This is a genomic window from Rhizobium sp. NPDC092011, assembly GCF_044756305.1.
In the GTDB taxonomy this organism is placed as follows: domain Bacteria; phylum Pseudomonadota; class Alphaproteobacteria; order Rhizobiales; family Rhizobiaceae; genus Rhizobium.
In genome coordinates this window covers 17,736-41,347 of record NZ_JBIVSO010000021.1, presented here as the reverse complement: position 1 = coordinate 41,347, position 23,612 = coordinate 17,736, and the positions used below count along the sequence as shown (strand labels likewise).

The window sequence follows — 23,612 nt, the reverse complement described above, 5'->3', positions numbered from 1 at the left end:
GGCCTTACCTCACGCCTCGCGCGCCGGCGGCATTTCCGCGCCAGAGCGACGTGCGAGCGCCGCCCTCATCGCCCGGAGCATGATCAAGCTCCTCCATCTCGTAAAGGGCAAGCACGCCGAGATAGTCCTCCATGATTTCGGAGGTAAAGGGCAGCATCAGCGCACCGCAGCGGCTGTCGCGGTACATGCGCTCCAGCGGCAGCGATTTCAGCATCGATTGCCCGCCACAGGTGCGGATCGCCATCGATGTCATCTCGGCTGCTCCCTCCATGACGTTGTATTGCGCGGCGTACATGCGCAGCACTTCGGCCTTGGTCGGGAAGCCCTTCGCCTCGCTGAAAGCCTGCCACCAGAGGGCGCGTATATTGGCAAGCCTGGCGTACATTTTGCCGACCGCGATACGCTTGGTGGCATACATGCGCCGATCGATCGGCGGCTGGCCGGGGATCTTGCCCTTGAGATAGTCGACCATGAAGTCGTAGGCGCCTTGCGCAACGCCCATATAGGTCGGTGACAGCGTGATCATCATGTGCGGCCAGTTGGGCAGCGTCTTGTTGAATATGCCACGCGGCATCAGGAGATCGTCGGCCTTGACGAAGACATCCTTCAAGATGAGGTCGCGGCTATTGGTGCCGCGCATGCCAAGCGGATCCCACTCGCCCTTGACGGTCAGGCCGGGCGTATCCTTGTGGACAACGAACAGCATCGTGTCGTCGTGGCGTGGCTCCTGGCCTTCGAACGTCTCGGTGCAGACGATGGTATAGTAGTCGCAATAGCCAGCAAGCGAGGCGAATTTCTTGAAGCCGTTGATCAGCCAACCGCCATCCACCTTGCGGCACTGGGTCTGATTGGGCTTCGACGTCCAGTTCTGCCCACCTTCTGAAATCGGCTGCGAGAAGATGGCGCGCTCGGCGATGGCGCGACGGAACTGACGCTCGCGCAAGGGAGCGAAGGTCGCCCTTTCCTCGAGTGTCAGGTTCGGCATCTCGAACATGAAACGCGACCAGGCCATGGAGGAATTGTGCATGTTGAAGGTCAATGCGGTGGCACCGCAGTATTTGCCGATCTCGGCCCCGACCATGGCATATTCGAACATCGAAAAGCCCCAGCCGCCGAATTCCTGCGGGATGCAGAGCCCGAGAAATCCTTCGTCGGCGAGATCCTTGTAGTTCTCCACCGGAAAGGAGGCATCGTCGTCAACGGCCTTGGCGCGCCCGGCGAAGCGTTCGCGGCCGAGTTCGTTGATACGATTGAGGACGTTCTGGACTTCCGGCCGGATGCGCGAGAGGTCATAGTAATCGGCAATTTCGCTCATGCTTCTTCTCTCTTCGAAGGCGTCAAAGCGCCAGTTCACCCTGCAGGACGCCGTTTTTCACGACGACCTTTCCGTCGAGTTCGATCGTGCAATTGCGCATAGGCAGGTCGAAATGGCCGAGCGTGTAGCGTCCCGCATATTGGTTCGCCCCCGTGGACCAAAGGAACGAGCCGGCAAGGGCGCGGAATTCGACCGCCTGCATGTCGCGCTTGTCGTACATGGCGGCCGAGACCCAGCGGGCGCGCGGATGCATGCCCCAGCCGACGTGGCTCATGCCATAGGCGTTTTTATCGTCCCAGGCCTCCATGTATTCCCGGAAATGGATGGCATCGATGCCTTCACCCTTGATCGCGGTGACGAAATCATTCTCGACGGTAAAATCGATGCGGCTGGTGAGCGCGGTCTTGAAAGTCAGGTTCATGTCGCCGACATCCATGACGATGCGGCCGTTGACGGCGTTCTGGCCCGGAAAGGCAAGGCAGAGGCCGCCCGGCCAATGCGCCACATCGCCTGGCTTGGTGCCGAAGCCCGGCGTTCCGCCGCAGGGGGCGCCGCGAAGATCTATCAGAAGATCGGTACCGACAGCCGAGCTGACTCGCATCGTACTTGCCGCACGCAACATCTCGACGCCAAGGGCCACCTTCGCGCCAAGTTCGGCCGTCGGTTCGGTGCGTTCAAGAATTTCCGGGTGTTCGTTGCAAACGACAAGAAGGCGCGTATTGCCCGACGCCTCGATCTCAGGCCATTCCGGTGCATGGATCAGTCCTTCCACTGTGCAGTCGACGATGACTTCCACGCGCTTCAGGGCTTCGATGACGGCGCGGTTCTGTTGGATCGCCCAAGAGGTGCCGGTCGACTTTACCGGTACTGGCGCTGTCTGGCGCGGCGTCGGCATCTGGATCATGCAGTATTCCGCGCCGAGATCATGCAGAGCCAGATCGGAAAGATGAATGAGAACTGGTCTTGACTGGGTTTCGGACAGGATCGCGACCTGCGTACCCCGCCCGATGCCGTTTAATTTGAAGACCCGGCGAAATGAATCCAGCCAGCGGCCCTCGACGCGCTCCTGCAGCATCGCGGCATTTCCTCCCTTGGCGAGTCGTTGACTTGATAGATTTCTTAACTCGTGAGTTAAGTTTCTTTCACTTCTTGCGGGCTGTCAACGATGATTTTCGAAAATCTTCCAAATTATCGAAAGCCGCCCAACCGCCGGCTTTGACGCGAGGAAACCGATCATCGTGGCTCTTACCAAGAAACGCCCTCGGCATCGCTTTGCACGTAAGCGCGATCGTCCTACCTATGTTTGGAGGTCGGCCAATTCGATCGGCGGCATCCGTTCTCCAAAAGGTTCGGGGCCTCCCCTGCCCTGGATTGCAGGTTCAGTCGTTTTCAGACAGCCGACATGACCGTCCACCTGACCAATGGCTCCAGCGCAGGTCAATGACATTGCGGACGGCTTCGATATCACGGGGGAAGTATGCGAGCAGCGCCCGCCAAAGAGGGAACGCGGAATAGTCGATCTCTGCACCAAGTGAGGAAGACCCAGATTAAATGCGAAGCGACATCGGCGGAAATCGCGGCCCCTGCCCTTGAGTCTGTCGATTGACAGGTCCAGAGTTCGTTCCGGGCCAGGCACCACGCACGATATGCAACGTTACTATTGCATTTCAATATGACTTGTAGCTTCCGGTAAATTTCACTGACGATGTCGCCCCAATCCCGATGACTTCTCGCGAGAACCTCCGGAACAAAACCGTCCTCATCCATGGCGCGCCACAGTCACTGCAGGTCCACTTCTTGCAGCAGATCGAAACGACGGTCTCATCAGCCTTCATCGCCTCGGCGATGAAGCGCCCAATGAAAGGCTTCATCGATGGCTGCAAACTTAGCCGCTTGCCAACGCCGATGATGGCGAACCAATGTTTCGGAAATCCAGAAGTCGCCAGCAGTGCCGGAATGCTCCCAACCGATAATATTGAGCGCACGGGCGCGTGCCAAAACACGCTGCGCATGGCTGCGGGAAATAATGTAGCGCTTTGCAAGATCCCCGACACGCAAAGGTCCAATCGACGCTTTCGTGTCCGGTATCTTCTCCGGGGTCAACCTTGACATCAGGTCGTGAAGAATGTTGCTGCCGGAGGCTGTTCTGACAAACGCCTCAACGGTCTCTGGAGGAGCAGACCAGCTTGGATCTTCAAACAAGCGGCGAGACATTCTTGGCTGCGCGTGCCAGAGCAATTGCGGATTGCTCGACGATTGCGCGAACCGCGAGCCGTGGTCAAGCATGTCGAGAGATTTCAAATGCCCATCAAACCATTCACGAATTAGCGCCTCGGCTATGTCCGCGATCTTCAGCCGGCGAAGGCGCTTGTCCTCGGTCTGCTCGGTATCGAGCAAAAGGCCGTAGTGACGCATCTCCGCCAGATGTGCGACAGCCGTATTCTTGCTGACAATCCTGTTTTCGGCGATGAATGCAAGAAGGCTTGCAGCGGTCAATCCGGGACGGGTTGGTGCGGTGACACGTTCGAAGTGAAAGGCCAATATAGCCTGTGTCAGCAACCACCGTTTCAAATCCGCCGTGTAGCGGACGATCCGCGGTGAAACATCGTGCATCGCAATAAGCGTTAGCGCTGCGTCCCTTAAAGCTATGCCATAACGGGGATTTTCCAAAATGGCTTCGACTGTGAGTATTTTATACACTTTGCTTATGGAACACGCTGTTGTTTCGAATGGCTTTTGATCGAGATGAGCGCAGAGTCTGACCGTCAACGTCCTGACTTCCCCCACCGGACCAGAGGAAAATTAGCACAGGAATTGGCCTCCATCACTATACAAACCTCTAAAAATCAACGGGCTCTCAAGTATTATTAGTAACAACTGCGCCACGAAGCGTAAAAACTCACCATCAAGCGATGCCATAGGAACGATGCCGTTTCGCGGTCGGCGCCGCCCGCGATGGCGGCTCGACTGATCGCTATCGTCGCCCCATGCCGACTGGATGGGCACCCGCCCGTATCGAGACGGCCAAGAGTGCCATTGCTCCGTGCGATCGACAGCAAACTGTTATGGTTGCCAAGACATAAACATATTGATCCGCCTTCTAACTCAATAAGTATATTTGATTAACCTAGAACATCGACCAGTATTTTAACCCGCTCCCAATATACCTGAAGCAACAAAACGACAGGGAGCCAAAAATGAAAAAGATAATTGCATTAACCTCGTTCTTCGCAGCTGCATTGCTTTCCAACACAAGCTTCGCTGCAGATACCTATCTTTCTTCGCCCGCTTTTATCCAGCAGATTAGTGGATCCACTTCGGCGAGCATGAGCACTGCTGCGATCATGAAGCCGATGACGGATATGATGGCCAGCTTCCCAACCTTCAGCTCCGCTCCATCGGCCGGCAATCTTGCAAATACCCTGCAGATCGGCGATGCGAACTTCGCAGGTATCGACCAGCTGGGATCTGGCAACGTCGCGATGATCCAGCAAAATGGCTACATGAACACGGCATCGATCACGCAAAGAGGCGGAAACAATCAGGCTTTCATCGCCCAGCAGGGCAGTCACAACGTCGCGATGATCCGCCAGCGTTAATAGGATAGAGTTGCCTTGCTACTTGTCAGCAACGCACGATAAGCGCGACCCACATCGCCGCTGCAAATCCCGCTTACAGCGACATCAAGGCATTTGCATCCGCAAGTGCCGATGCTGAGTTGGATAGGTAGCCAGATATGAATGGTGCAATCGGAAAGATGCACCATTCATCACAGTGGCGACACTATAAAAGTTACTGAGGTGTCGTCGTCCCGGACGTCGTACCACCGCTATTGGTGTTGTTGTTAACGTTCGGAAGCGTGGACGGATTCGCCGTCGGCTGCGTTACATTGCCGAAATTCGGAAAATCGATGGAAAAGCCCGGCGTCGAAGAGCTGTCGGAACTCTTGCTCTGAGCATTCGCCTGAGACAGCAGCCAGTTTCCATTCTGCGGATCACCACCAAAAGACGGATTGATCGGCTTATAGACCAGCTGCGAAGCGGAAACCGAAGCAACGGCACCCATGAAGAGCGCGGTTGAAAGCGTGGCTATTGCAGTAAGACGCATTAGGTAGTTCCTCTCATAATATATCATCAATATCAGCGCTTTGGAAAAACATACATTCTTCCAGGCACGACTACAACGGTTGCATTCTTGATGCCATTGAGACCGGTCGGCATCAGATAGTTGCCGCTTTGCGGCGTCTGAATAGCGACGACGGTTGCGTTCTGGGCATTGCGGACATCAAGGGCACCGGCAAGGTTATCGCCGTTCTGGATATAGGCGACTTTGTTGTCGCGCCCGGAGACTCCAACAAGCTGAAAATCATTGTCGCCCTTTGCAGCTTGGAATACCGAGTTATTGGAGCCGCCCTGAACGAGCAATAGAGCCGAATTGTTGCCGTCGATGTGCTGAGACGCGCGGTTGTTTATACCGGACTGCTGGATCACCGAGAGGCTTCCGTTGCCGGCAACGTCGGAGCTGGCATGGTTGCTGTCGCCGAATTGCAGGATTGATGTGGTTGACCCGCTTTTGCCTCCGGTGAAAGGCGCGATTGGCTCCATCAACGCACCAACGATCGGGGCTGCGGCATTCTGATCCAGAAGATAGGGTTCTGCCGCAGATGCCGAGGAGGAGGCGAAGACGCCGGCTGCGATGCAAATACCAGCGAGACCTCTGGTTAAATTCCGGATTGACCGTTCCATGGAGTTTCCCACCTATCTTATCCTTGTTCTTCGAAATTCAGAGGCTTTGCGGCCGATCAGGGAAATCGAGCGTTTCAGTCAGCTGACAGGCAACCTTGCCATCGTCTGCCATCACATTCATGCGGATCTCGATGCGCTCGGCGCTATCGAACCGAATTCGGGAGGGAGCGGGTCCGCCATTGCGAACCGGGTTGCTCTGCCGCGAAAGAGCGGTGCCGGATTTCGAAATCTTTCGAATGTCAATCTCATAGCTGCCGGCGAAATCCCATGTAGCCTTGATGAACGGCACAAGCTCAATCCATTCGCGGATGGCAATCTCGACGCCGCATCCTTGAATGCGGGGATCGTGGATTGTTCCCAGGATGGTTTTGTCGCTCATCGAAGTTCCCTGTGCATTTCCAGCCGTCCCGGCGGTCGCGAGAGATAGAAAGACCACGGCCGCTTTTCCTATGCACGACATGATGGTCCCTTCCCTCGGTAGTCGCGGAGCGCCCGGCGGGCGCTCCGCTATTTTCCTCAGACGATTAGTGCTGGTGAACGAAAGCGACGTTGCCGCGTCCTGCCTGCACGACCACCGAGCTGTTCCCGGTGCCGCTCTGAGAGACGACGGCAGCGTTGGCGTCCGTGCCGCTACCGAGACCGTACTGGAACACACCAGACGAGTTGCCGGAGCCTGACTGGCTGATCCAGGCGTTCGAGTAGTCGCCAGCTTGAGCGACCAACGATGTCTGGGTGAAGCCCGTCTGCAAGACGTCAGCAAACGAGTTGTCCGCCTTCTGGATGATCAGCGACTTCTGAGAGCGACCCGATTGCGTGGTGTAAGCCTTGTTCTGCTTGCCGCTCTGAACCGTCAGGGCCAGATTTCCGGTGCCGACCAGGCTGTCCACCTGCGTGGTTGCGGCTGTGTTATCGTCGCCAACCTGGATGATTCCGGCTGCCGATCCGATCTGCTGCTGCTGGGCGATGACCGCGCCGTTGCGGTTACCCTTCTGCGTCGTCGCACCGACGACACCGATGGACGCCGTCTGGCTGGTCAGGGCTGCGTTGTTGTTGCCAAGCTGGACCGTTGCTGCCAAAGCCCCAGCCGTAACCGTCTGGAAGTTATAGGCCGTGTTGTCGTCGCCCGACTGCACGATGCCCGCGGCGGACGCCGTCGTCGGGATATTTTTCTCACCAAGCGGGTTGTTCACAGTGGTGCTGACATCTTTAGAGCCGATATTCTGCCCAAAGAAATAACCGGTAACCGTCTGCGAAAGGGTAACCTTCGCGGGGGTTACAAGCTGACCAACTTGAGAGTTTGCCGCAGTGTTGCGGTTGCCAGACTGGGCGATAACTGCTGCAGAAGCTTGGACAGGAGCGGATCCCGATCCCGAGAATTTGCTACCTGTCGTCACGAAGCCGGTACCAAATACTCGCCCATCCACGTCCAGCAACGGCAAGGCGCCACCGACAGTCTGCGTAGCTCCCTGGGTGTTGGAGGCGCGGTTGTCATTTCCATCCTGTGCGATGGCAGCAGAAACGCTTGCGCTATTTGCCTGCTGGACGTTGCCGGCGATATTGCGAAGCCCCGTCTGGGCAATCAGAGCATCCGCCTTCGTGACGTTGTCCTGAAGGTTGGCTGCCTGATTGTAGCCGCCGGCGCCCTGAAGGATCACGGCGTTGGAACCGTTCGCGACATTCTGGGTGTTGCCGGCGATATTGCTGAGACCCGCTTGCCCGATGAAGGCCTTCGACCCGTCGAGATTGGTCTGCAGGTTCAAAGCCGTACCGTTCTGGCCACCTTGCACGATGGTCGCATCGGCGTTCACAACATTGGTCTGGCCGTTGCCGGCCTGGCCACCCACGCCAGCCTGGACGATCGTCGCATTCGATGCAGACGCAAGCGCCTGAACGTTCGCACCGGTATTGTTGTCGCCGGTCTGGAGAATCGAAGCAGTAGAGTTCTTGGATGCCGTCTGCGTATTGCCGCCGACATTGGTAACGCCCGATTGGCCAATCACGGCATTCGAGTTGGTGTCACCGTTCTGAATATTCAACGCCTTGTTAAAGGCATTGCTCTGCAGCACGGTGGCGCTGTTAAGCGTCCCGCCGCTCTGAACGTTGCTTGCGGTATTATCATGGCCGGACTGACCGATCAGCGCCTTGCTGGAATTTGCATTCTGGGCGTTGGCGGCGACATTTGCAGTGCCGTCCTGGACGATGCCTGCATTCAGGTTCGTTCCGAGCTGGGAATTGCCTGCCTTGTTGCCAGTGCCGTTCTGCAGAATTCCAGCATTGTTATCCTGGCCGTGCTGGGTGTTTACGGCATTGTTGGCCGTACCGCTCTGCACGATGCCAGCATTGAGATTGCTGCCATCAATATTGCCGCCCGGACCGGTGTACTGACTCTGATCGTTCGCAGCAACATTGCTGGTGCCGTTCTGCGCGATTCTTGCAGTCTTGTGGACACCCGTGGTCTGCAGATTGCCAGCGTTATTCCTGTTGCCGACTTGCAAAACGGAAGCCGCATTGCCGGTGCCATCGACGCTCAAATTCGTTCCGGAATTCGAGGTACCGAACTGGGCGATCGTGCCGACGTGGTCCGTTCCGCCGATATAGTAATTCGTAGCCTTGTTGTTGTCTCCGCCCTGGAGGATACCGACATTGCTGTGAGTGCTCGAATCCTGAACGTTCAGGGCTTCATTGAACGTACCATACTGTTCGATGACGGCATGATCGTCCTTGCCGACACCCCAGGCCGCAATCTGCGCCGGGCTGCTATAGGTGTTGAGCACCTGCGTGTTGGCTGCAGAATTGTTCGAGCCAACCTGCAAAATCGTCGCGTTGGAAGCCAGCTGAGAGGCCTGCGTGTTCACGCCCGAGTTTTTCGAGCCGAGCTGCAGAATGCCTTCAAACGAGCCATTAGTTGCTTGAGTGGCGCCTGCCTCCTGATCGTTGAAGGCAAAGTTGCCGTCTGCCAGGCTGTATGGGTTGATCTGAACGATACCGGCATCGTTAGAACCGCCATGCTGGACAGTCTGAGCAAGGTTTCGATTGCCACCCTGGAAGATTGCACCACGATTGGTGTTGGTCTGCTCAAACCGGTTGACGACGTTGCCATTGCCGAACTGGGCCAGGCCGGCCGTGTTCGCGCCGGACTGCGAAAAGACGCCGCCGATGAAGTTATCCTGTCCGAGCTGCATGACACCAAGGCTGTTGGCACCAAGCTGAGCGTCGGAGACCTGCCCGTGGCTGTCCAGCGGCATGAACACGTTGTGATGGCCGTACTGATAGACAAAGCCGCTGTTGGCGCCTCCGTCGAGGCCGTTCGCACCAGCCTGGAACAGATAGGCATAGTTGTAGTCATCCAACTGACCGATAAAGGCTTTGTTTCCAACCTGCTGCGCGGCGGCGCCGCTGGCAAGTCCAATAACAGCGACGCCCGCAAGAAGCGCTGCGTACTTTATAGAAACTTTCATGAGCTTCTCCCCAATAATGATTCCGGCCAGCGTTGTTGCTGTTCCGAAAAGAAATACGTTAACGGACTTTTTACTATCATCGAGGAATATCACTCGGCAAGGTGCAAGTCTTATAAGATTTACAGATAGTTAATTGCTGTATAGAAATACCCAAAAATGGGCGCCATCATTATCGGCGTAATTTTTCTTTATTTATTATAACTGTATATATAAAATTTATACACAAATAAACGCCAATAAACACGGTATGGCAATATTACCATCCGCGCTATTTGGTTAGATATTTCTATATTACTTTATAGTTCTAGTCTTTATATTACGATCGCGGCAGCGGCGCGGCAGCATACTTCTTTTCAAAACTGCTAATAAATTCGGCTTCCTGCGCTCTGTCCTTCAGGTGCCACAACCCCTTGCGGACGCCGTCAACCGCAAGAGACACGACAGCAAGCTCTATGCCTTCGCGAACGGCAAGCGCACCGGGATCATTGCGAGCCTGGCCCAGGTCAATTTCCAGCAACTCGTTCGCGGTCGCGAACTTGTACGCACTACCCCGAACCGCAACGGAGTAGATCTGCTTGGTTGTCGTCGTCGACGCAAGGATTTCCCCGGTCTGAACGCTGACAGCACGCAGTCCGACAGTCACAACATCGGAGCGATATTGCACATCACCGCCGATGCCGAGATAGCGGGCGCCGGCGCCGCCGGTCAATTCATTGGAATCATACCCAACGATGCCCCCTTCCAAGATAAGTCCGGCAAAGCGGACCGGAGGAAGGGTCGTCTTTTGCCCGTATGATTTCTGCGTATTTTCGATCAAAGTCCGTTCCTGGACGAGATCCTTCAGCCCCGATCGCTCCACCACGCGGAACCAGGCACCGCTGCCGGTCTTTTTCAGAACGTCGATCAGAATCGATGCGCCGCCCTGCGTAACAGCGCGGCTATATTCCGCAAAGCTGTCATTGGGCTTGGCTTGACCGGTGAGGTCAGGGAAATCGTAGACGGCTACATCAACCGGCTGCTCGGGGGCAGGTAGAGTGACAGCTTTTGCCGTTGTCTTGGTTGCCGAGGTCAGCGCTGCGGCAGGCGTATCAAGCTTCTGTCCGGTCTGGCAACCCGCCAAGAGAAGGGCGCTCGCCACTGAAACCGCTACAAATTTTACTCTCATAGTCCCCCCGAAATTGCACGACGCAGCTTACAAACTCAACAAATATAGCTTCTCGCAATGCAGGAGCAGCAACACACCACTTCTTCGCGTTACTCCATAGAATGACGATTAAACTACATAGATACTGGTTTTAAACCGCCCTCTGCAAAAACACACATTTCTTCCGGTCTCCTATCACTGAAGAGATGTAAATTTACACGCTCATTTTTGGGTGCATCTGTAAAACGTGGAAAATATCGAAGAAATATCTGCAATAACTTCAGATAAATTAGCGTTTACGAAACTTTCAATTCAATTTATATCGATTTAAATATATATTTACTATGCTGGCCTTGGCGCAGCTACACCTATATTTGAACTCGCATATATAGAGATAAACACCCCTTTTTGCGCGCCGCTCTGTGCTACATTCACACATCGGACGCGATCGTTCCTCTTTTCCGGCCCCGGTCACACGCGATGTGCTGGCTGCACCCAACGCAAAAGGCGCAACGGGTGGCTGCTCGAGTTGAAAACTCGCCAATTATGGTCTGAATTTTAATCGCAGCTTTGCTGGGGTTGCCGGTATACACACGGGGATTTGCCGGCCATCGGCGGGAAGAACGCCGCCGAGATTGCGCAGATAGCCGAGTGCACGAGCAGGGCAGTGACTATACTCGTGCACCTCCAAAAGGCCTGCGATTATCGATTCACTGCGCCCCGCCCGACCGTCGGCCAATCGGCCTTATCCGCAGGGAGGCCGACAACGGCGGAGCTGCCGCGTCCAACGGTGGGGAACGGACGATAGGCCGTTGGCTTCGGCTTCGTTCCCTTGCGGTCTCGCTGCACGAGCGTACTCGCCCTTCCATTGGTCGCCGGCACCGGCTGCGCCGTCGGTGGCGTCTGCGTCACATAGGCTCCGCCGATGCTCGGAGAAAGCTGATCGACATAGGCCTGCGAGCGAGCCGCTGACGTAGTCCCGACCACGGCGCAGGTGCATAGAGCGCAAACTGCTATTGCTTGGTATATTTTCATAATTACTCACTTTCGCATCCTCTCGATCCTCTTATTATTCGAATTCGGAATCAAGAGCGTTTGATCTTCATTTGAAGTATTGCATTTGACTTGCTGCGAGCTCCATGAAAGATACACCATGCAAATCAGATCGGCGGAGGAACTGTATGTCTACGGCACCGAAGACATTTAAGAGCGCATTGGTAGGGATTGTTTCAGTGCTGGTTGGCGCATCCGCCGCAATCGGTCAGCAGTCGACAGGACCAATGTTCTCAACACCGGCCTCACGCTCGACGGTCGGTTCGCCGATACTGAATGATCCGACCGAGCAACAAGGTGAGGCGGTAATAGGTGGCCAGCCGAAGGAAAGAGCGAAATCCTCTCAGTCTGGCCATGCCACCCGCACGACCGCTCCAACTGCGACAGCGGAACAGCAGTCAAAAAACAAGAACTGGCAACTACAGTGCATGGAGATCGCCAAGGGGCAGAAGCGTTGTCAGGTTATGGGCAGCGTTCTTTCAGCGGATATGAAGCAGGTAATCCTCGTGATGGCGCTGGCAACGGATGGAAAAGCCACAACCACTCAAATTGCAGTTCCGCTTGGAATCGCCCTAAAGCCCGGGATCAAAATCAATGTTGGCGACAAATATAGCACGACCATACCTTTAAGTCGCTGCACATCCCAAGGATGCCTTGCCGAAGGTAATGTGGAACCCACCCTTCTCGACGCCATGAAAACTGGATCGGAAATGACAGTGGCCGTTGCAACTCCGGACGGCAAGGCCATACCAATCAATCTCTCGCTGGGTGGGTTTCGAGACGTATTCGCTGGCTTGAAGAGCAATGAAGAGCGCAACAATTGAGGCGCATGAGTGAGACGGCACGTGTCATCAGGATTATCTCCTGGCGATAGTAATTCAACGTCCCCACTCCACGTGCTATGAAGCGATTGCCAAGAAGCAAGGTTGAGCGCCTTAGTGTTACCGATCAAAGAAGAGGCGTTGCATGCGGCCCAATCAGTCGCGCGAGTGATACCAAGCTGGCGGCGGATGAAGCTGCTGGTCGTTTATCGGTAGCAGGATCTGTTCTCCTGCAAGCGACCCCCGCCATCGTTTTCCGTCTTCTGTGATCGCCCATGCCCGCTTGCTGCATCGTCGGATTGCTGTGAGCCTCCGTTTGGTGGAAGAAATGCCGCGCGAGCGCGGCATCTCCGTTTCCTATCAAACGATCCATTGCTGGGCGAAGATGTGCGGCGCGAGTTATGCGGATCGCCTGCATCGTGGCATCGCACTCATGCGCTGACAGGAAGGATGGCTCGATAACCATTCGGAACCGGCCGAAATCGCCACCGCGGATTTCGGCTTCACCCTCCGGAGTCGGGGTGGAAGGGTGGTCATCTCAACCTCATTTGCTCGACAACGGCAAGTTCAAGAGTTGAGCGGTCGTCAGAATATCGCCGAATGTGTCATCGATCGAGGCCAACGCTGCGCGGTGCAGTGCGGCGTGAGACACGGTTCCACCGTCGGCCATGTCAAGATCACGCGTTGCGCATGCATCGTTTGCGACAATCACTTTGTAACCTAGCGGGACGGCATCGCGCGCAGCGCCCGCGACGCAGGCATGCGTCATCAGGCCGGTGATGACAAGCGTATCAATTCCGGCCTGTTTGAGCAGCTGGTCAAGATCGGTGGTCGCGAACACGCTCACCGATGACTTGCGGACGAGTGAATGATTGGACGCCGGTCGTATATCACGGTGAAACTCGGATGCCGCTGTGTCCTCTGCGAATACGGGGCTTCCGGCCGGGGTGATGTGTTGGACATGGTAGACCTTCACGCCGTCCGCATCGGCACGGCCGATCAGACGCTTAGCGTTGGCCAATGCTTTTTCCCCATCCGGGATCGGCAATTTGCCGCTGAAATACTCATTCTGGAAGTCGATCACCAGCAGCGCAGTCTTAGCTGGATCGAGGCTTTGCGGCGCGCTCGCGCCGGCGATGGTTCTTATGGTCGAATGCTGTGCCATGGAAAAATCCTCTCGCATCGTGTGTTGACGGCGCGAAAATCGCGGACTGGACCGCGTTGCGAAAGTGGCCTGAATGACAGTATATGATGAATTCCGGCCAAGTTTACCTGATTGGGTCTATTGAACCATGCATACCATCGCCGTCCTTGCCTTTGAGGGGATCAGCCCTTTTCATCTGTCAGTGCCCTGCATCGTGTTCGGGGATGACATTCTGAAGCTCACTGCGCCTCGCTATCGGTTGTATATCTGCGGAGAGAAACGGGGCTCTGTTTCTACGATGTCCGGCTTCAACATCGACGTAGAGCACGATCTGGATAGTTTGATGGAAGCGGACACAGTTATCGTGCCCGCCTGGCGCGATGCCGATCAACAGCCGCCGAAAGCCCTGTTGCAGGCGCTGAGAACAGTTCATTCGCGCGGTGGGCGGATAGTCGGGCTGTGTCTCGGCACCTTCGTGCTGGCGGAAGCAGGCCTGCTAGACGGACGTGCGGCAGCCACACATTGGGCTTGGGCGGATGAATTTGAGCGGAGCTACCCGCAGGTCTCGCTGAACCGGAACGCGCTCTATATTGATGACGGCGACATTCTGACCTCAGCCGGGACGGCCGCCGCGATTGATTGCTGCCTGCATATCGTACGCAGCGATCATGGGGCGGAGATCGCCAATCGAATCGCGCGGCGTCTCGTGGTCGCGCCGCATCGTGACGGGGGTCAGGCCCAATACATCGAAAAGCCCTTGCCGGCGTCCGGCGCAGACCAGCTTGGCACAGTAATTGACTGGGCGATCAAGCACCTGGACGAACCGTTGTCCCTGGAGAAGCTTGCAACACACGCCGGCATGAGCCTGCGCAGCTTCACCCGGCATTTCAGGAGGAAGACCGGCACCACCTTCACACAATGGCTGCTGAGCCAGCGCCTCGCGGCGGCGCAACATCTCCTGGAAACCGGCTCCTGTTCGATTGACCATGTTGCAGAAATGGCGGGGTTCGGCTCGACTGTTTCGTTGCGCCAGCATTTCACGCGAGCCTTCTCCATCTCTCCTTCAAACTATCGCAGGCAATTCAGAAACAAGCTACCTGCGCAATCTGCTGTCGCAGGTACTCCACGCAGGTAGCGAACATCGCCCACTCATAGTTGCGCGGCTCCGATGAGCTTGCCGCTGACGCTCTTCGTCGTCCGTAGCAGCACGCGGCAACGCGCATCTAATCGGGACACCTTGAGTGAAGGTGAGATTGGTGCCGTCACCCGTTTCTTCTGAGACATACTGCGGAAGAGATGATCCTCCCGGAAATGTTGACGATTGCCTCCCCTTGAAAAATGGCCCCCATAGCTCTGCCCCTGCTGCCTTTCGGCCTCTTGAATTTGTCAATCGAGGCGGCCGCCGGATCACCATGCGCTGGCGCAAAGTTACGCCGCACGCAGCACGGTTCGTGGCCACCGATCGGCTTCTCCGATGGTGCCATCGGCTTTCTCCGTTTTCCTATCATTTTCTACTCTGCCATTTCTGCGTGCCATCGCTCTCTGAAGGAATGGAAATGGCAGTTAAGTTTACATCTGATTCGAAAATCCTCATCGTTGGCGGCAGCTCAGGCATGGGTTTGTCGCTCGCAAAGCAATCGCTTGACGCAGGCGCGAAGGTCATCATCGTCGGTCGGCAGACTGAGAAGCTAAATCACGCCTGGGAGGCACTGGGGCAGTCGGCGAGGCTTTCGACAATGAACATCGATGCAACCCAGGAGACTGACGTCGCTCGGCTATTCGAAGAGGTGGGACCGCTCGATCACATCGTCACAACGGCGGCCGATATCCGCGGTGCCTACGAGCTTCTCCCGGACCTCGATATCAGCGCCGCACTGCGGGCCGTAGAAAGCAAGGTTCTTGCGCCGATCCTGCTCGCCAAATACGGCGCCCCGAAGCTGCGGGCCGGAGGATCCATCACCTTTACATCCGGAATTGCCGCCTATCGGCCCTCGACCCGCGGCACGGTCGTCGCAGCCGTCAACGCTGCTCTTGAAGGTTTGGTGCGAGCGCTGGCGGTCGAACTCGCACCGCTCCGTGTAAATGCGGTTTCTCCAGGTTGGGTGAACACGCCGATCTGGACGTTCGTTGCAGGCGACAGGAAAGCAGAAACGCTCGATGCGATGGCGAGCCGCCTGCCCGTCGGTCGTATTGGGCAAGCGGAGGACATAGCCGATGCCATCACTTTCTTGATGGGCAACGGCTTTACGACAGGCACGGTTCTGCATGTGGACGGAGGTCACCGGCTGATCTGATCAAGGCGGAGTGGTCGGTAACGGCGGCGATGAGCTTTCGCAGCGCGGATGGCTGCACCCGACGGCGGCGCCAGATTATCGTCAGCGCCGCCGTCTGCGTCATGCCCGGCCAAGGCAATTCGATGACATGCCCCTGCTGCATATCCTCGCAAATCGCCATTCTTGGAACCAGGGCGAGGCCAACCCCTGCCGCTACGAGCTTTGTAATAGCATTGATGCTGCCAACCTCCGCAGCCGGCTTTGGTGGTCGAAAACCCGCTTCTGTGAAAGCGGCATCGAACATGCGGCGATAGACGCAACCAGGCTCCGTCACCACAAAATCAGCGGTCGAAAGGATGGTCAGATCAAAAGGATCATCGACGCTTGCCCGATCAGGGGAGCCGATCAATGATATCGGCTCCTTTGCGACGGTTCGCTTGACTAATCTTTCATCGACATCGCCTTCGTGGAAGCAGAAAGCGATGTCGATTTCTCGACGTTCGAGCTTGTCGATCAGTTCGCCGCTGCTGCCAATCCGAAGCCTGAGGTCAATCTGCGGATGATTTGTCCTAAAGCGCGAAAGCCAATGCGCGAGCCTGCTGGAGGCTATTGTTTCCAGGGCACCGATTGTCAACGAACCACCTTCATCCTGCATTGTGGCAGCCACAGCGGCGCGCGCCTCGTCTTCAATAGCGAGCATTTCTTCGGCATAGGGCTTGAGCGCCTCGCCGGCCGGCGTAAGTTCCAAACCGGATTTCGCGCGGATAAAGAGAGACGCGCCCATCTCGACTTCCAGCGTCTGAATTTGGTCGCTCACGCTCGACTGTGACAGATGGATCTCCGCCGCAGCCCGAGTTAGGTTTCGATGTCGCGTGACTGCAAGGAAAGTCTTCAGGAATTTGGGATTCATACCAACAAGCTGTCATTGGCGATAACCAAGGTCAACCCATATCGCCACTCTGAAAAAGTCATCTGGCGCGGACAATCATCTCGGCACTTGTTCCTGTGACGCACCAGCGCCTCAGATCGACGTCAACAACAGTTCGACCGAAATAGAACAAATTAGATACAGCTTCGAACGCGTGACCCATCGGGTTTTGCGGGCAGAATAATGTTTGGTCATAAAATATCGAAGCGACTTGACGGTCTTGCTTGAAGCGTGGCTGTAACCCACCGGCTCCGCCTGATTAGTGCGCCTGTGCTGCTCCATCGGCACTCCATGGCGGCCTGACTACAGATTCGGATTTGCGACGGCCGGCTCCAGGCCACGGTACCCGTCAGCAGCCTAGCCGCTCGATAAGTTCCTTGCGATTTTGGCGCGAGACTGGCGACCGTTCCTCGACATTACGCGCAGCCCCAGTCAAGCCCGGCCCCGGCTTGCTTGTCGAGACCCAGGATGGGAATGAGGTGAACGACGGCAATGCGATGGATCGGCAATAACGTCCCCTCTCATTCTGCCGCTCCGCTGCAGAGATCTATGGGAGGCGCAGGCAACAACTTGCGTGGCCTCCTCCTCCTCAGGATGCTGTGCCTTTGTAGCCTTAGTGCTGGTTAACGAGCCATAGCCAATCTAGCTCACGCTTTCGATCGGCACCCGAGCGCTACTGATTGAGCGCTCGGGTGCCGTGGTATCATTTCGTTTTGCGCGTTTTTAGGAACGCGGCATGATATTCGTCGGCCATCTTGCGGAGCGAGCGGCCGATGGACGCGTATTCAAACTCGTTGAGATTTGCCAGCGATGCGCGGCCGGAAGGGTGCTGGGTTCCAAAGCCGCGACCGGGAAGCAGAACGATCCCGGTCTCGTCTGCGATCCGGAACAACAGCTCGTTGGCTGAGAACTCTTGTTTGACCCAGGCTGCAAATTCCTTGCCGTAAAGCTGGAGAGAAATGCTCTCGAGGTCGAGAAGCGTATAGTAGTCGACAGAGTTCTCGTTGTCGGGCATCTCGATACCGAGTTCGGTGTAGAGCGCCCGCTGCCTGCGTCGAATAACGCTCTTGAGCGTGGCTTTGTAACTGTCGTGCTCATCCATTAGCGCAAACAGTGAGAACAGGACCATCTGCACCTGTTGCGGCGTTGAAAGCCCGGCGGTGTGGTTCAGCGCGACCGTTCGACTGTCGGCAACCAGGCGGTCGATTAATTTGAGCGCAGAGACATCAGTGACAATCGAAGAGTACCGCTTGTCAAGGGCAGACGTCGCATCGCTTGGCAGGTTCGCTATCGCTCTGTCGAGGACGTTGTCATGGTGCAGGGCAACGGTTCCTAGTCGCCATCCAGTCGCGCCGAAATATTTGGAGTAGGAGTATACGAGGATTGTGTTGTTGGGGCATATCGCGAAGAGCGATTTGAAATCGTCCGCGAAAGTCCCATAGACGTCGTCCGTCAGGATCATCAGGTCGGGACGGTCGTTCTTGACGATATCGGCGATCTTTTGCAGGCTCCGCTCGTCCAGCTTCACGGATGGGGGGTTGCTGGGGTTGATGCAGAAGAAGATTTTAATCGCCGGGTCCTTAAGCTTGTCGAGTTCGGCATCTGGATATTGCCAACCCGCTTCCGGATCGGCATTGATAGCCACTTCCTGAAGAGCGTAGGCATCAAGCTCCGGAATTTCGATGTACGGCGTAAAGACCGGCATACCGATAGCGACCTTGTCGCCTTTCTTCACGAGATGGTTCTTCTTCAAGGTGTCGAAGACGTAGGTCATCGCCGCAGTGCCGCCTTCCGTTGCAAACACATCGATGTCCTTGGCGGAGATATGACCGCCCACCATTTCCTTCATGAGGTACTGGCGAACGATATTCTCGCTGACACGCAGCATCCGAGGCGGGACGGGGTAATTGCACCCAAGAATGCCTTCGACCATCTCGTGGAGGAAGTCCGAAGCCGATAGTCCGAGCTGGTCGCGAACATAGCTGATGGCACGGCGCAGGAAATCCACGCCTTCCTGATCACGATTGTCGGCGATGAAGCGTTCGAACCGTGCCTCGATCCCGTCGATGCGTGGCAGGCCACCGACGCCCTGCTGCATATAGGAGAATGAGAGTTCCGACTCGGTGGCGGCAAACAATCCAAGCCTGAAAAAGCCACGTCGCGGCAGCGTTGCGAGGAAATTGGGATTGCCTCGTCCTGCATTCAGCATGACCTTGTCGGTCTTGGTCGATGCAAGCTTGATGAGCTCGTCCTTCAATTCGAACGGGCTGAGTTTGGCGAACTGACTGTAGTCGGTCATTGCTTTTCTCCGATCTGTTTATACGAAGGCGACGACGAGCGGCCCGAGCAGCGTCAGGAATACATTGGCCAAAGCGTAGGTGATGGCGAAGGATGTGGTCGGAACTGAATTTCCGGCCTTGTCGAGGATTTCCCCGAATGCGGGATTGGCGCTGCGCGACCCGGTCAGCGCACCTGCAAACACCGCGACATTGTCGTAACGCAGGACATATCGGCCTACCAGCATGGTGAGGATTAGTGGCAGGATCGTTACGACAACCCCGGCCGCAAATATCGAAAGCCCACTTTGCATGATGGTCTGCACGGCCTGCTGACCGGACTGGAGGCCCACGACTGCGACGAAACCTGCAAGACCCAGGTCCCGAAGCAATGTCGATGCGGCGGTCGGCATATTGCCGAGCGTCATGTTCCGGCTTCGATACCAACCGAACACCAGGCCGGCCATGAGCGCGCCCCCGCCTGAGCCGAGTGTCAGCGGGATCGAGCCGATACGCACGACGGCGAGCCCGACGAGCAAGCCGATGGCAACACCGAGCCCGTGAAAGACGAAGTCGGTCTTGTCGCTGGGAACAATCGCGGGACCGACACGAGACGCCAGACGTTGCAGGTCTTCCTGCACGCCATGAACGGTGACGATATCACCGGCCTTGATGACGGTGTCGTTGGTCAGGTCGAGTTTGCTACCACCGCGCGTGACGGCCAGAACGTAGATCCCATGTCTCAGCTCGCTGCTGGCCGAGATTATCTGAGCGACTGTTCGATCGACGAACTCCTTGCCACGCACGGCGATATCGCGCGTCGTGACCACCAGCTCCAGTCCTTCGCCGCCGATTACCTCCGAACCCAGAAGGTCTTCCAGCCCAACGATACCGGATCGGCGTCCAACGATGAGGACGAGATCATCGGCTTGGAGTGTTGTGCCGGCCTCGACGCCGATGATCTTGCCATCACGCTTGATGCGTTCGATCGTGACGGCCCCACCGGTAGCGAGTGCTTCCGCTTCTCCGACCGACTTTCCAGCCGCCTTCCCGATCCGGTACACGCGACCGACAAGTTCGGGCAGCGCGGGCGCTTCACCGACGCCGTAGACGTGCGCGCCCTTTAGCATCTCGGCTTCAGCCTTCAGCGCATCGTCGCGAATGCCGCGCTTCATGAACCACGGAAGAATGTTGACGCAGACAATGATCGCTCCAAAGGAGCCAAAAATATATGTGACGGCATATCCGATCGCCACGTTTGCCTGAAGTCGCTGCGCCTCGTCAGCCGCCAGCCCAAGCTTCTCGATCGCCGAGCCGGCGGTGCCGATGATCGCCGACTGGGTAAGACCACCCGCTGCGATACCGGCCGCTATGCCCTTGTCCAGTCCCATTATCTTGGCAAGCACGACGACCGTAGCCAGACCACTTATCGCGAGGACCACTGCCATCACTATTTCGCGAATAGACTGCCTGCCGAGCGATCGGAAGAATTGCGGCCCACTTTCGAAACCCACGGCGTAGATGAAGAGCGCAAACAGGACAGACTTGATCCCGTTGTCAATCTGTACTCCAACTTGGCTGATCAGAACTGCGGCGAGAAGCGATCCCGCAACGCCCCCCAGCTGGAACTTACCGAACTGGAACTTCCCGATCCAGTACCCGAGGGCAAGTGATAAAAACAAGGCGATTTCTGGCGACTGTCGGAAAATCTCAGCTAGGAAGGCCATTTGATTTCCTTCTTAAGGGACTGCCTGTGAAGGCGTCAGCTAACGCAGCGAAGCCACAGCTAGGCAAAATTTTTCAATTCTGTCCAGCTGCTATCGCTGCCATTTCGCCACTAGGTTGCCGAGCTTGGTTTATAAATTCCAAAAGTGCCGGGGGAGATGTCGGTACAGTTCCTTGTCTGTGGCAAAGGACTCCTCGCGGCTCTGAGGGCGGAGCCGCAGCGCCGCGGTAGCCAGGGCGACCCTGCTGCCGAATGCGGCACGTTCGATAAAATGGCCGGAAACCTGGAAGTGTGTTCTTCTAGGGCGGGTGCGCGCAGCGCCATCCACGGTCACCTTGAAAACGCCGGGGCTCGAGCGGGGGCAGAATAGCACTACTCCCGGCCATCCTCTCAGTTCGAGCTGGACTCTCGCACACCAATTGATACGATCAATTTATCGTCACCGATCATCCTATACGCGGTCACGACCGCGGGCACCACGGGGCTCCCGCCTGCAAGGATAGGAGGAGTAAACATGCCCCTTCCAGATCCCTCAGACATGCCGCAAGATCCGCAACTTCGGGCCCTTCTTCGCCGGTGGGCCAGAAAGCTTGTCGATTCCGATATGGCTGCAGATCGCGTCGTTCGGCGAACGATCAACGTCATCTGCGACAGTCCCGATCTTTTGGACGGCGCCCAAATGAATGAGGCGCTATTTGCCCTCCTGCGTCGATACGCCTTTGACGAAAATGACTTGGCGTCGAGCCGGCAGACTACGGGTGCAATAGCGGGTGTGGGCCGCGTTTGGACATCGCATAAAGAGGATATTGATCCCGAATAACGCTATCGGTGATTGTCATCGTGAACCTCGGCTGGAACGCTTGGCGGAAACGGTCCCAAGAAGAGCTGCTTTCCGTTTATGGCCCTTGGCACTTTTCCCCGTCTCAACCAATCGTCGGGAGCGGCCGCATTTTTGCCTTCGCTTGACGTCACTGCACGATCAGGCACAGTGAAGGCAGGACCCAGGATTGGACGACATATGACCAGAGAACGCTTCTCCGAATGCCTTCTGCACATCCGTTGGACGCCGATCAATCTCGCGAGCGCATTGCAATGCGATCTGTCGTGGGTGGAAGCACTGGAAGCAGGGAATGTCGAAGTGCCGGCCGGATTGGCGGCGTGGCTCGAAACACTCGCGCAATGCCATGAGGCCGCCGGCGTGCCGACCGCCTACCGCGGACGGGGTCACGATTGATGCCAAGGCGGGCTTGAGTAGAGAACAATGAAACTATGCCGTCGGCAATCGCCGGCATTTTCAACGCGGCATAGCGTGTGACTGCGCACTGAAGTTCCCACTAGGAAACACCACGATATGTGACCACGATGCCGATTGATTGGCATCGTGTGCTTTCGCGATCAGCTGCGCGAACCTACGCTCCGCAGCAGCAGACGAACTCGACAACACAACCGTTGCCTCCGCTGACGCCGACCTTGCAATTTCTAGTCTTTTGCTATGTTGTTGGAACACAAGCGCGGCATCCTTACGCTTAGCGTCAATCGTCATAAGCCGTGAACGACACGACACAGGCAGCACATGCAGAAGACCAACCATCAGCCGGAGCGAATATATATATGGATCTGAAACGCATTAATTGTTTCGCAGCGGCGGCTTTTACAGTGCTTATTGCCCATACAGGGTCGGCCTTTGCAGCGTCAAAGTGCAAATTCGGTGACGTTCAAAGAGACAAGATCGTCAACGGCATGAGTTACGAACAGGCGGTAAGAATTTTAGGCTGCAAGGAAAAGCGCAACGGATCGGGAGAATATACGGAGTATGATTGGAAATCCGCCGTGCCGCGTCGCGCCAGCGATAGCCCGCTGACCTATCCGGGAATATCGGCAGGTGTCAGGGACGGCAAGTTGTTCATGGTCACCCGCTACTGAACCGGCAATACTGAAACTGGTGCTCCCTAAGCCGGAGTCTTTGTCCGGGCTGCCCCCCTTTTGTGCGCCAGCGCCACGGCGCACTCAAAAAACTTGCAGCATTCCACAGTCCCGTCGGCGACGATCTGCTGGTGACTGCGTGGCAATACCAACGAGGGTGATGCCACCCCATTCGAATTGCATCACTTCTCAGCCATCCATGAAAGCAAGCAAATCGCTATCGAAGCGATCACGATACGTCACCACGATCCCGTGCGGAGCACCGTCAATATCTTAAGATGGCTGTCGGGCATCGCCTCCACCAGCTTCCGGCCGGTAAGCGTGACCGAAGAAACTGCTCCAAAACCCATTGCTGCATTGCCGGGGACACGGCCATGTCTCTGCCGAGGAAAAGCGGGAGGCTTCCAGCCATGAACACTTGGCGGTCCTTCTTGAGTGCCTTGATGAAACTCTCGCTCTTCGCAAGGTCTCCCGGTCCTGGAGCGACAGGACTGGTGAGGAGAATACGGGAGACGCGTCCGGCCCCATAACGTGATATGTAGCGGGTGATCTCGCCACGGCCCATGGAATATCCGACAAGCGTGACGTTGCGCAGATCAAGTCCGTCCATAGCGGCGGCGAGATCCGCTGCCAGCGTATCGCAGTCATAGGCTTCGCCGAGATCGACCGATCGACTGTGGCGATCATAGACGACGCACCGAAATCCCCGTTCGGTCAGTTGGACAAGCTGTTATTCCCAAATATCCGAATTCAACGCCCAGGAGGGCAAAACATCACGGGCCTGCCCTCGCCCCAATCACGATAGA

21 protein-coding genes are annotated in these 23,612 nt (G+C 56.5%); 7 read left to right on the top strand and 14 right to left on the bottom strand.

What is annotated here, in order from left to right; all coding sequences use genetic code 11:
* Nucleotides 1-4: 4 nt before the first annotated feature.
* From ACIQJ2_RS35125 to ACIQJ2_RS35115, 3 genes are all read right to left on the bottom strand, one after another.
* Nucleotides 5-1,315, bottom strand: coding sequence for an acyl-CoA dehydrogenase family protein (locus ACIQJ2_RS35125; RefSeq protein ID WP_400676852.1), 1,311 nt, complete (start codon nt 1,313-1,315; stop codon nt 5-7).
* A gap of 22 nt (nt 1,316-1,337) precedes the next feature.
* Nucleotides 1,338-2,390, bottom strand: a complete 1,053-nt coding sequence (locus ACIQJ2_RS35120; RefSeq protein ID WP_400676855.1) for a peptidase M29 — start codon at nt 2,388-2,390, stop codon at nt 1,338-1,340.
* Between the two features lie 749 nt (nt 2,391-3,139).
* Nucleotides 3,140-4,084 (bottom strand): hypothetical protein, encoded by a 945-nt coding sequence (locus ACIQJ2_RS35115; RefSeq protein WP_400676857.1) that lies wholly within the window; start codon nt 4,082-4,084, stop codon nt 3,140-3,142.
* Between the two features lie 428 nt (nt 4,085-4,512).
* On the opposite strand from ACIQJ2_RS35115, the gene ACIQJ2_RS35110 reads away from it, so the two are divergent.
* Nucleotides 4,513-4,914, top strand: coding sequence for a hypothetical protein (locus ACIQJ2_RS35110; protein WP_199145203.1), 402 nt, complete (start codon nt 4,513-4,515; stop codon nt 4,912-4,914).
* 193 nt (nt 4,915-5,107) lie between these two features.
* On the opposite strand, the gene ACIQJ2_RS35105 is transcribed toward ACIQJ2_RS35110, so the two are convergent.
* The 6 genes from ACIQJ2_RS35105 to ACIQJ2_RS35080 form a co-directional block, all read right to left on the bottom strand.
* Nucleotides 5,108-5,422, bottom strand: coding sequence for a curli assembly protein CsgF (locus ACIQJ2_RS35105; RefSeq protein ID WP_210378895.1), 315 nt, complete (start codon nt 5,420-5,422; stop codon nt 5,108-5,110).
* A 32-nt stretch (nt 5,423-5,454) separates the two neighbouring features.
* Nucleotides 5,455-6,060: a hypothetical protein gene (locus ACIQJ2_RS35100; RefSeq protein ID WP_400676861.1), complete on the bottom strand. Its 606-nt coding sequence runs from the start codon at nt 6,058-6,060 to the stop codon at nt 5,455-5,457.
* A gap of 37 nt (nt 6,061-6,097) precedes the next feature.
* The gene (locus ACIQJ2_RS35095; protein WP_199145200.1) at nt 6,098-6,439 is read right to left on the bottom strand and encodes a hypothetical protein; all 342 of its coding nucleotides are present in this window, start codon (nt 6,437-6,439) and stop codon (nt 6,098-6,100) included.
* Nucleotides 6,440-6,584: 145 nt separating this feature from the next.
* Nucleotides 6,585-9,518: a beta strand repeat-containing protein gene (locus ACIQJ2_RS35090; protein ID WP_400676865.1), complete on the bottom strand. Its 2,934-nt coding sequence runs from the start codon at nt 9,516-9,518 to the stop codon at nt 6,585-6,587.
* A 316-nt stretch (nt 9,519-9,834) separates the two neighbouring features.
* Nucleotides 9,835-10,683 carry a CsgG/HfaB family protein gene (locus ACIQJ2_RS35085; RefSeq protein WP_199145198.1) on the bottom strand — a complete coding sequence of 283 codons (849 nt, stop codon included), beginning with the start codon at nt 10,681-10,683 and terminating at the stop codon, nt 9,835-9,837.
* 681 nt (nt 10,684-11,364) lie between these two features.
* On the bottom strand, nt 11,365-11,697 hold the full coding sequence (locus ACIQJ2_RS35080) for a hypothetical protein (protein WP_400676869.1): 333 nt from the start codon (nt 11,695-11,697) through the stop codon (nt 11,365-11,367).
* A gap of 146 nt (nt 11,698-11,843) precedes the next feature.
* Between ACIQJ2_RS35080 and ACIQJ2_RS35075 the strand changes: the two genes are divergently transcribed.
* Complete coding sequence (locus tag ACIQJ2_RS35075) at nt 11,844-12,539, top strand: invasion associated locus B family protein (protein WP_400676872.1); 696 nt, start codon at nt 11,844-11,846, stop codon at nt 12,537-12,539.
* A 541-nt stretch (nt 12,540-13,080) separates the two neighbouring features.
* On the opposite strand, the gene ACIQJ2_RS35070 is transcribed toward ACIQJ2_RS35075, so the two are convergent.
* Nucleotides 13,081-13,701, bottom strand: coding sequence for a cysteine hydrolase family protein (locus tag ACIQJ2_RS35070; RefSeq protein ID WP_400676874.1), 621 nt, complete (start codon nt 13,699-13,701; stop codon nt 13,081-13,083).
* Between the two features lie 127 nt (nt 13,702-13,828).
* Here ACIQJ2_RS35070 and ACIQJ2_RS35065 point away from each other — a divergent pair, with 127 nt between their 5' ends.
* Complete coding sequence (locus ACIQJ2_RS35065) at nt 13,829-14,815, top strand: GlxA family transcriptional regulator (protein WP_400676877.1); 987 nt, start codon at nt 13,829-13,831, stop codon at nt 14,813-14,815.
* 421 nt (nt 14,816-15,236) lie between these two features.
* Entirely contained in the window at nt 15,237-15,974 is a 738-nt protein-coding gene (locus ACIQJ2_RS35060) for an SDR family oxidoreductase (protein WP_400676879.1), read from the top strand.
* Here ACIQJ2_RS35060 and ACIQJ2_RS35055 read toward each other — a convergent pair.
* The 3 genes from ACIQJ2_RS35055 to aspT form a co-directional block, all read right to left on the bottom strand.
* Nucleotides 15,925-16,863, bottom strand: a complete 939-nt coding sequence (locus ACIQJ2_RS35055) for a LysR family transcriptional regulator (RefSeq protein WP_400676882.1) — start codon at nt 16,861-16,863, stop codon at nt 15,925-15,927. The two genes, ACIQJ2_RS35060 and ACIQJ2_RS35055, sit on opposite strands and share 50 nt — an antisense overlap.
* 721 nt (nt 16,864-17,584) lie before the next feature.
* Nucleotides 17,585-19,180 carry a bifunctional aspartate transaminase/aspartate 4-decarboxylase gene (locus ACIQJ2_RS35050; protein ID WP_400676884.1) on the bottom strand — a complete coding sequence of 532 codons (1,596 nt, stop codon included), beginning with the start codon at nt 19,178-19,180 and terminating at the stop codon, nt 17,585-17,587.
* 18 nt (nt 19,181-19,198) lie between these two features.
* Complete coding sequence (gene aspT / locus ACIQJ2_RS35045; RefSeq protein WP_400676886.1) at nt 19,199-20,884, bottom strand: aspartate-alanine antiporter; 1,686 nt, start codon at nt 20,882-20,884, stop codon at nt 19,199-19,201.
* Between the two features lie 513 nt (nt 20,885-21,397).
* On the opposite strand from aspT, the gene ACIQJ2_RS35040 reads away from it, so the two are divergent.
* From ACIQJ2_RS35040 to ACIQJ2_RS35030, 3 genes are all read left to right on the top strand, one after another.
* Nucleotides 21,398-21,703, top strand: coding sequence for a hypothetical protein (locus ACIQJ2_RS35040; protein WP_400746723.1), 306 nt, complete (start codon nt 21,398-21,400; stop codon nt 21,701-21,703).
* A gap of 198 nt (nt 21,704-21,901) precedes the next feature.
* Nucleotides 21,902-22,117: a hypothetical protein gene (locus ACIQJ2_RS35035; RefSeq protein WP_199145183.1), complete on the top strand. Its 216-nt coding sequence runs from the start codon at nt 21,902-21,904 to the stop codon at nt 22,115-22,117.
* A 377-nt stretch (nt 22,118-22,494) separates the two neighbouring features.
* Entirely contained in the window at nt 22,495-22,806 is a 312-nt protein-coding gene (locus tag ACIQJ2_RS35030; protein ID WP_400676891.1) for a hypothetical protein, read from the top strand.
* Nucleotides 22,807-23,071: 265 nt separating this feature from the next.
* Here the strand turns inward: ACIQJ2_RS35030 and ACIQJ2_RS35025 are convergent, their stop codons facing one another.
* Entirely contained in the window at nt 23,072-23,524 is a 453-nt protein-coding gene (locus ACIQJ2_RS35025) for an alpha/beta fold hydrolase (protein WP_400676925.1), read from the bottom strand.
* Nucleotides 23,525-23,612: the final 88 nt, after the last annotated feature.

Bases quoted from the DNA above. Each gene is read 5' to 3' on its own strand.
- ACIQJ2_RS35125 (WP_400676852.1), bottom strand. From the start codon at position 1,315: ATGAGCGAAATTGCCGATTACTATGACCTCTCGCGCATCCGGCCGGAA.
- ACIQJ2_RS35120 (WP_400676855.1), bottom strand. From the start codon at position 2,390: ATGCTGCAGGAGCGCGTCGAGGGCCGCTGGCTGGATTCATTTCGCCGG.
- ACIQJ2_RS35110 (WP_199145203.1), top strand. From the start codon at position 4,513: ATGAAAAAGATAATTGCATTAACCTCGTTCTTCGCAGCTGCATTGCTT.
- ACIQJ2_RS35105 (WP_210378895.1), bottom strand. From the start codon at position 5,422: ATGCGTCTTACTGCAATAGCCACGCTTTCAACCGCGCTCTTCATGGGT.
- ACIQJ2_RS35100 (WP_400676861.1), bottom strand. From the start codon at position 6,060: ATGGAACGGTCAATCCGGAATTTAACCAGAGGTCTCGCTGGTATTTGC.
- ACIQJ2_RS35095 (WP_199145200.1), bottom strand. From the start codon at position 6,439: ATGAGCGACAAAACCATCCTGGGAACAATCCACGATCCCCGCATTCAA.
- ACIQJ2_RS35090 (WP_400676865.1), bottom strand. From the start codon at position 9,518: ATGAAAGTTTCTATAAAGTACGCAGCGCTTCTTGCGGGCGTCGCTGTT.
- ACIQJ2_RS35085 (WP_199145198.1), bottom strand. From the start codon at position 10,683: ATGAGAGTAAAATTTGTAGCGGTTTCAGTGGCGAGCGCCCTTCTCTTG.
- ACIQJ2_RS35080 (WP_400676869.1), bottom strand. From the start codon at position 11,697: ATGAAAATATACCAAGCAATAGCAGTTTGCGCTCTATGCACCTGCGCC.
- ACIQJ2_RS35075 (WP_400676872.1), top strand. From the start codon at position 11,844: ATGTCTACGGCACCGAAGACATTTAAGAGCGCATTGGTAGGGATTGTT.
- ACIQJ2_RS35070 (WP_400676874.1), bottom strand. From the start codon at position 13,701: ATGGCACAGCATTCGACCATAAGAACCATCGCCGGCGCGAGCGCGCCG.
- ACIQJ2_RS35065 (WP_400676877.1), top strand. From the start codon at position 13,829: ATGCATACCATCGCCGTCCTTGCCTTTGAGGGGATCAGCCCTTTTCAT.
- ACIQJ2_RS35060 (WP_400676879.1), top strand. From the start codon at position 15,237: ATGGCAGTTAAGTTTACATCTGATTCGAAAATCCTCATCGTTGGCGGC.
- ACIQJ2_RS35055 (WP_400676882.1), bottom strand. From the start codon at position 16,863: ATGAATCCCAAATTCCTGAAGACTTTCCTTGCAGTCACGCGACATCGA.
- ACIQJ2_RS35050 (WP_400676884.1), bottom strand. From the start codon at position 19,180: ATGACCGACTACAGTCAGTTCGCCAAACTCAGCCCGTTCGAATTGAAG.
- aspT (WP_400676886.1), bottom strand. From the start codon at position 20,884: ATGGCCTTCCTAGCTGAGATTTTCCGACAGTCGCCAGAAATCGCCTTG.
- ACIQJ2_RS35040 (WP_400746723.1), top strand. From the start codon at position 21,398: ATGCCCCTTCCAGATCCCTCAGACATGCCGCAAGATCCGCAACTTCGG.
- ACIQJ2_RS35035 (WP_199145183.1), top strand. From the start codon at position 21,902: ATGACCAGAGAACGCTTCTCCGAATGCCTTCTGCACATCCGTTGGACG.
- ACIQJ2_RS35030 (WP_400676891.1), top strand. From the start codon at position 22,495: ATGGATCTGAAACGCATTAATTGTTTCGCAGCGGCGGCTTTTACAGTG.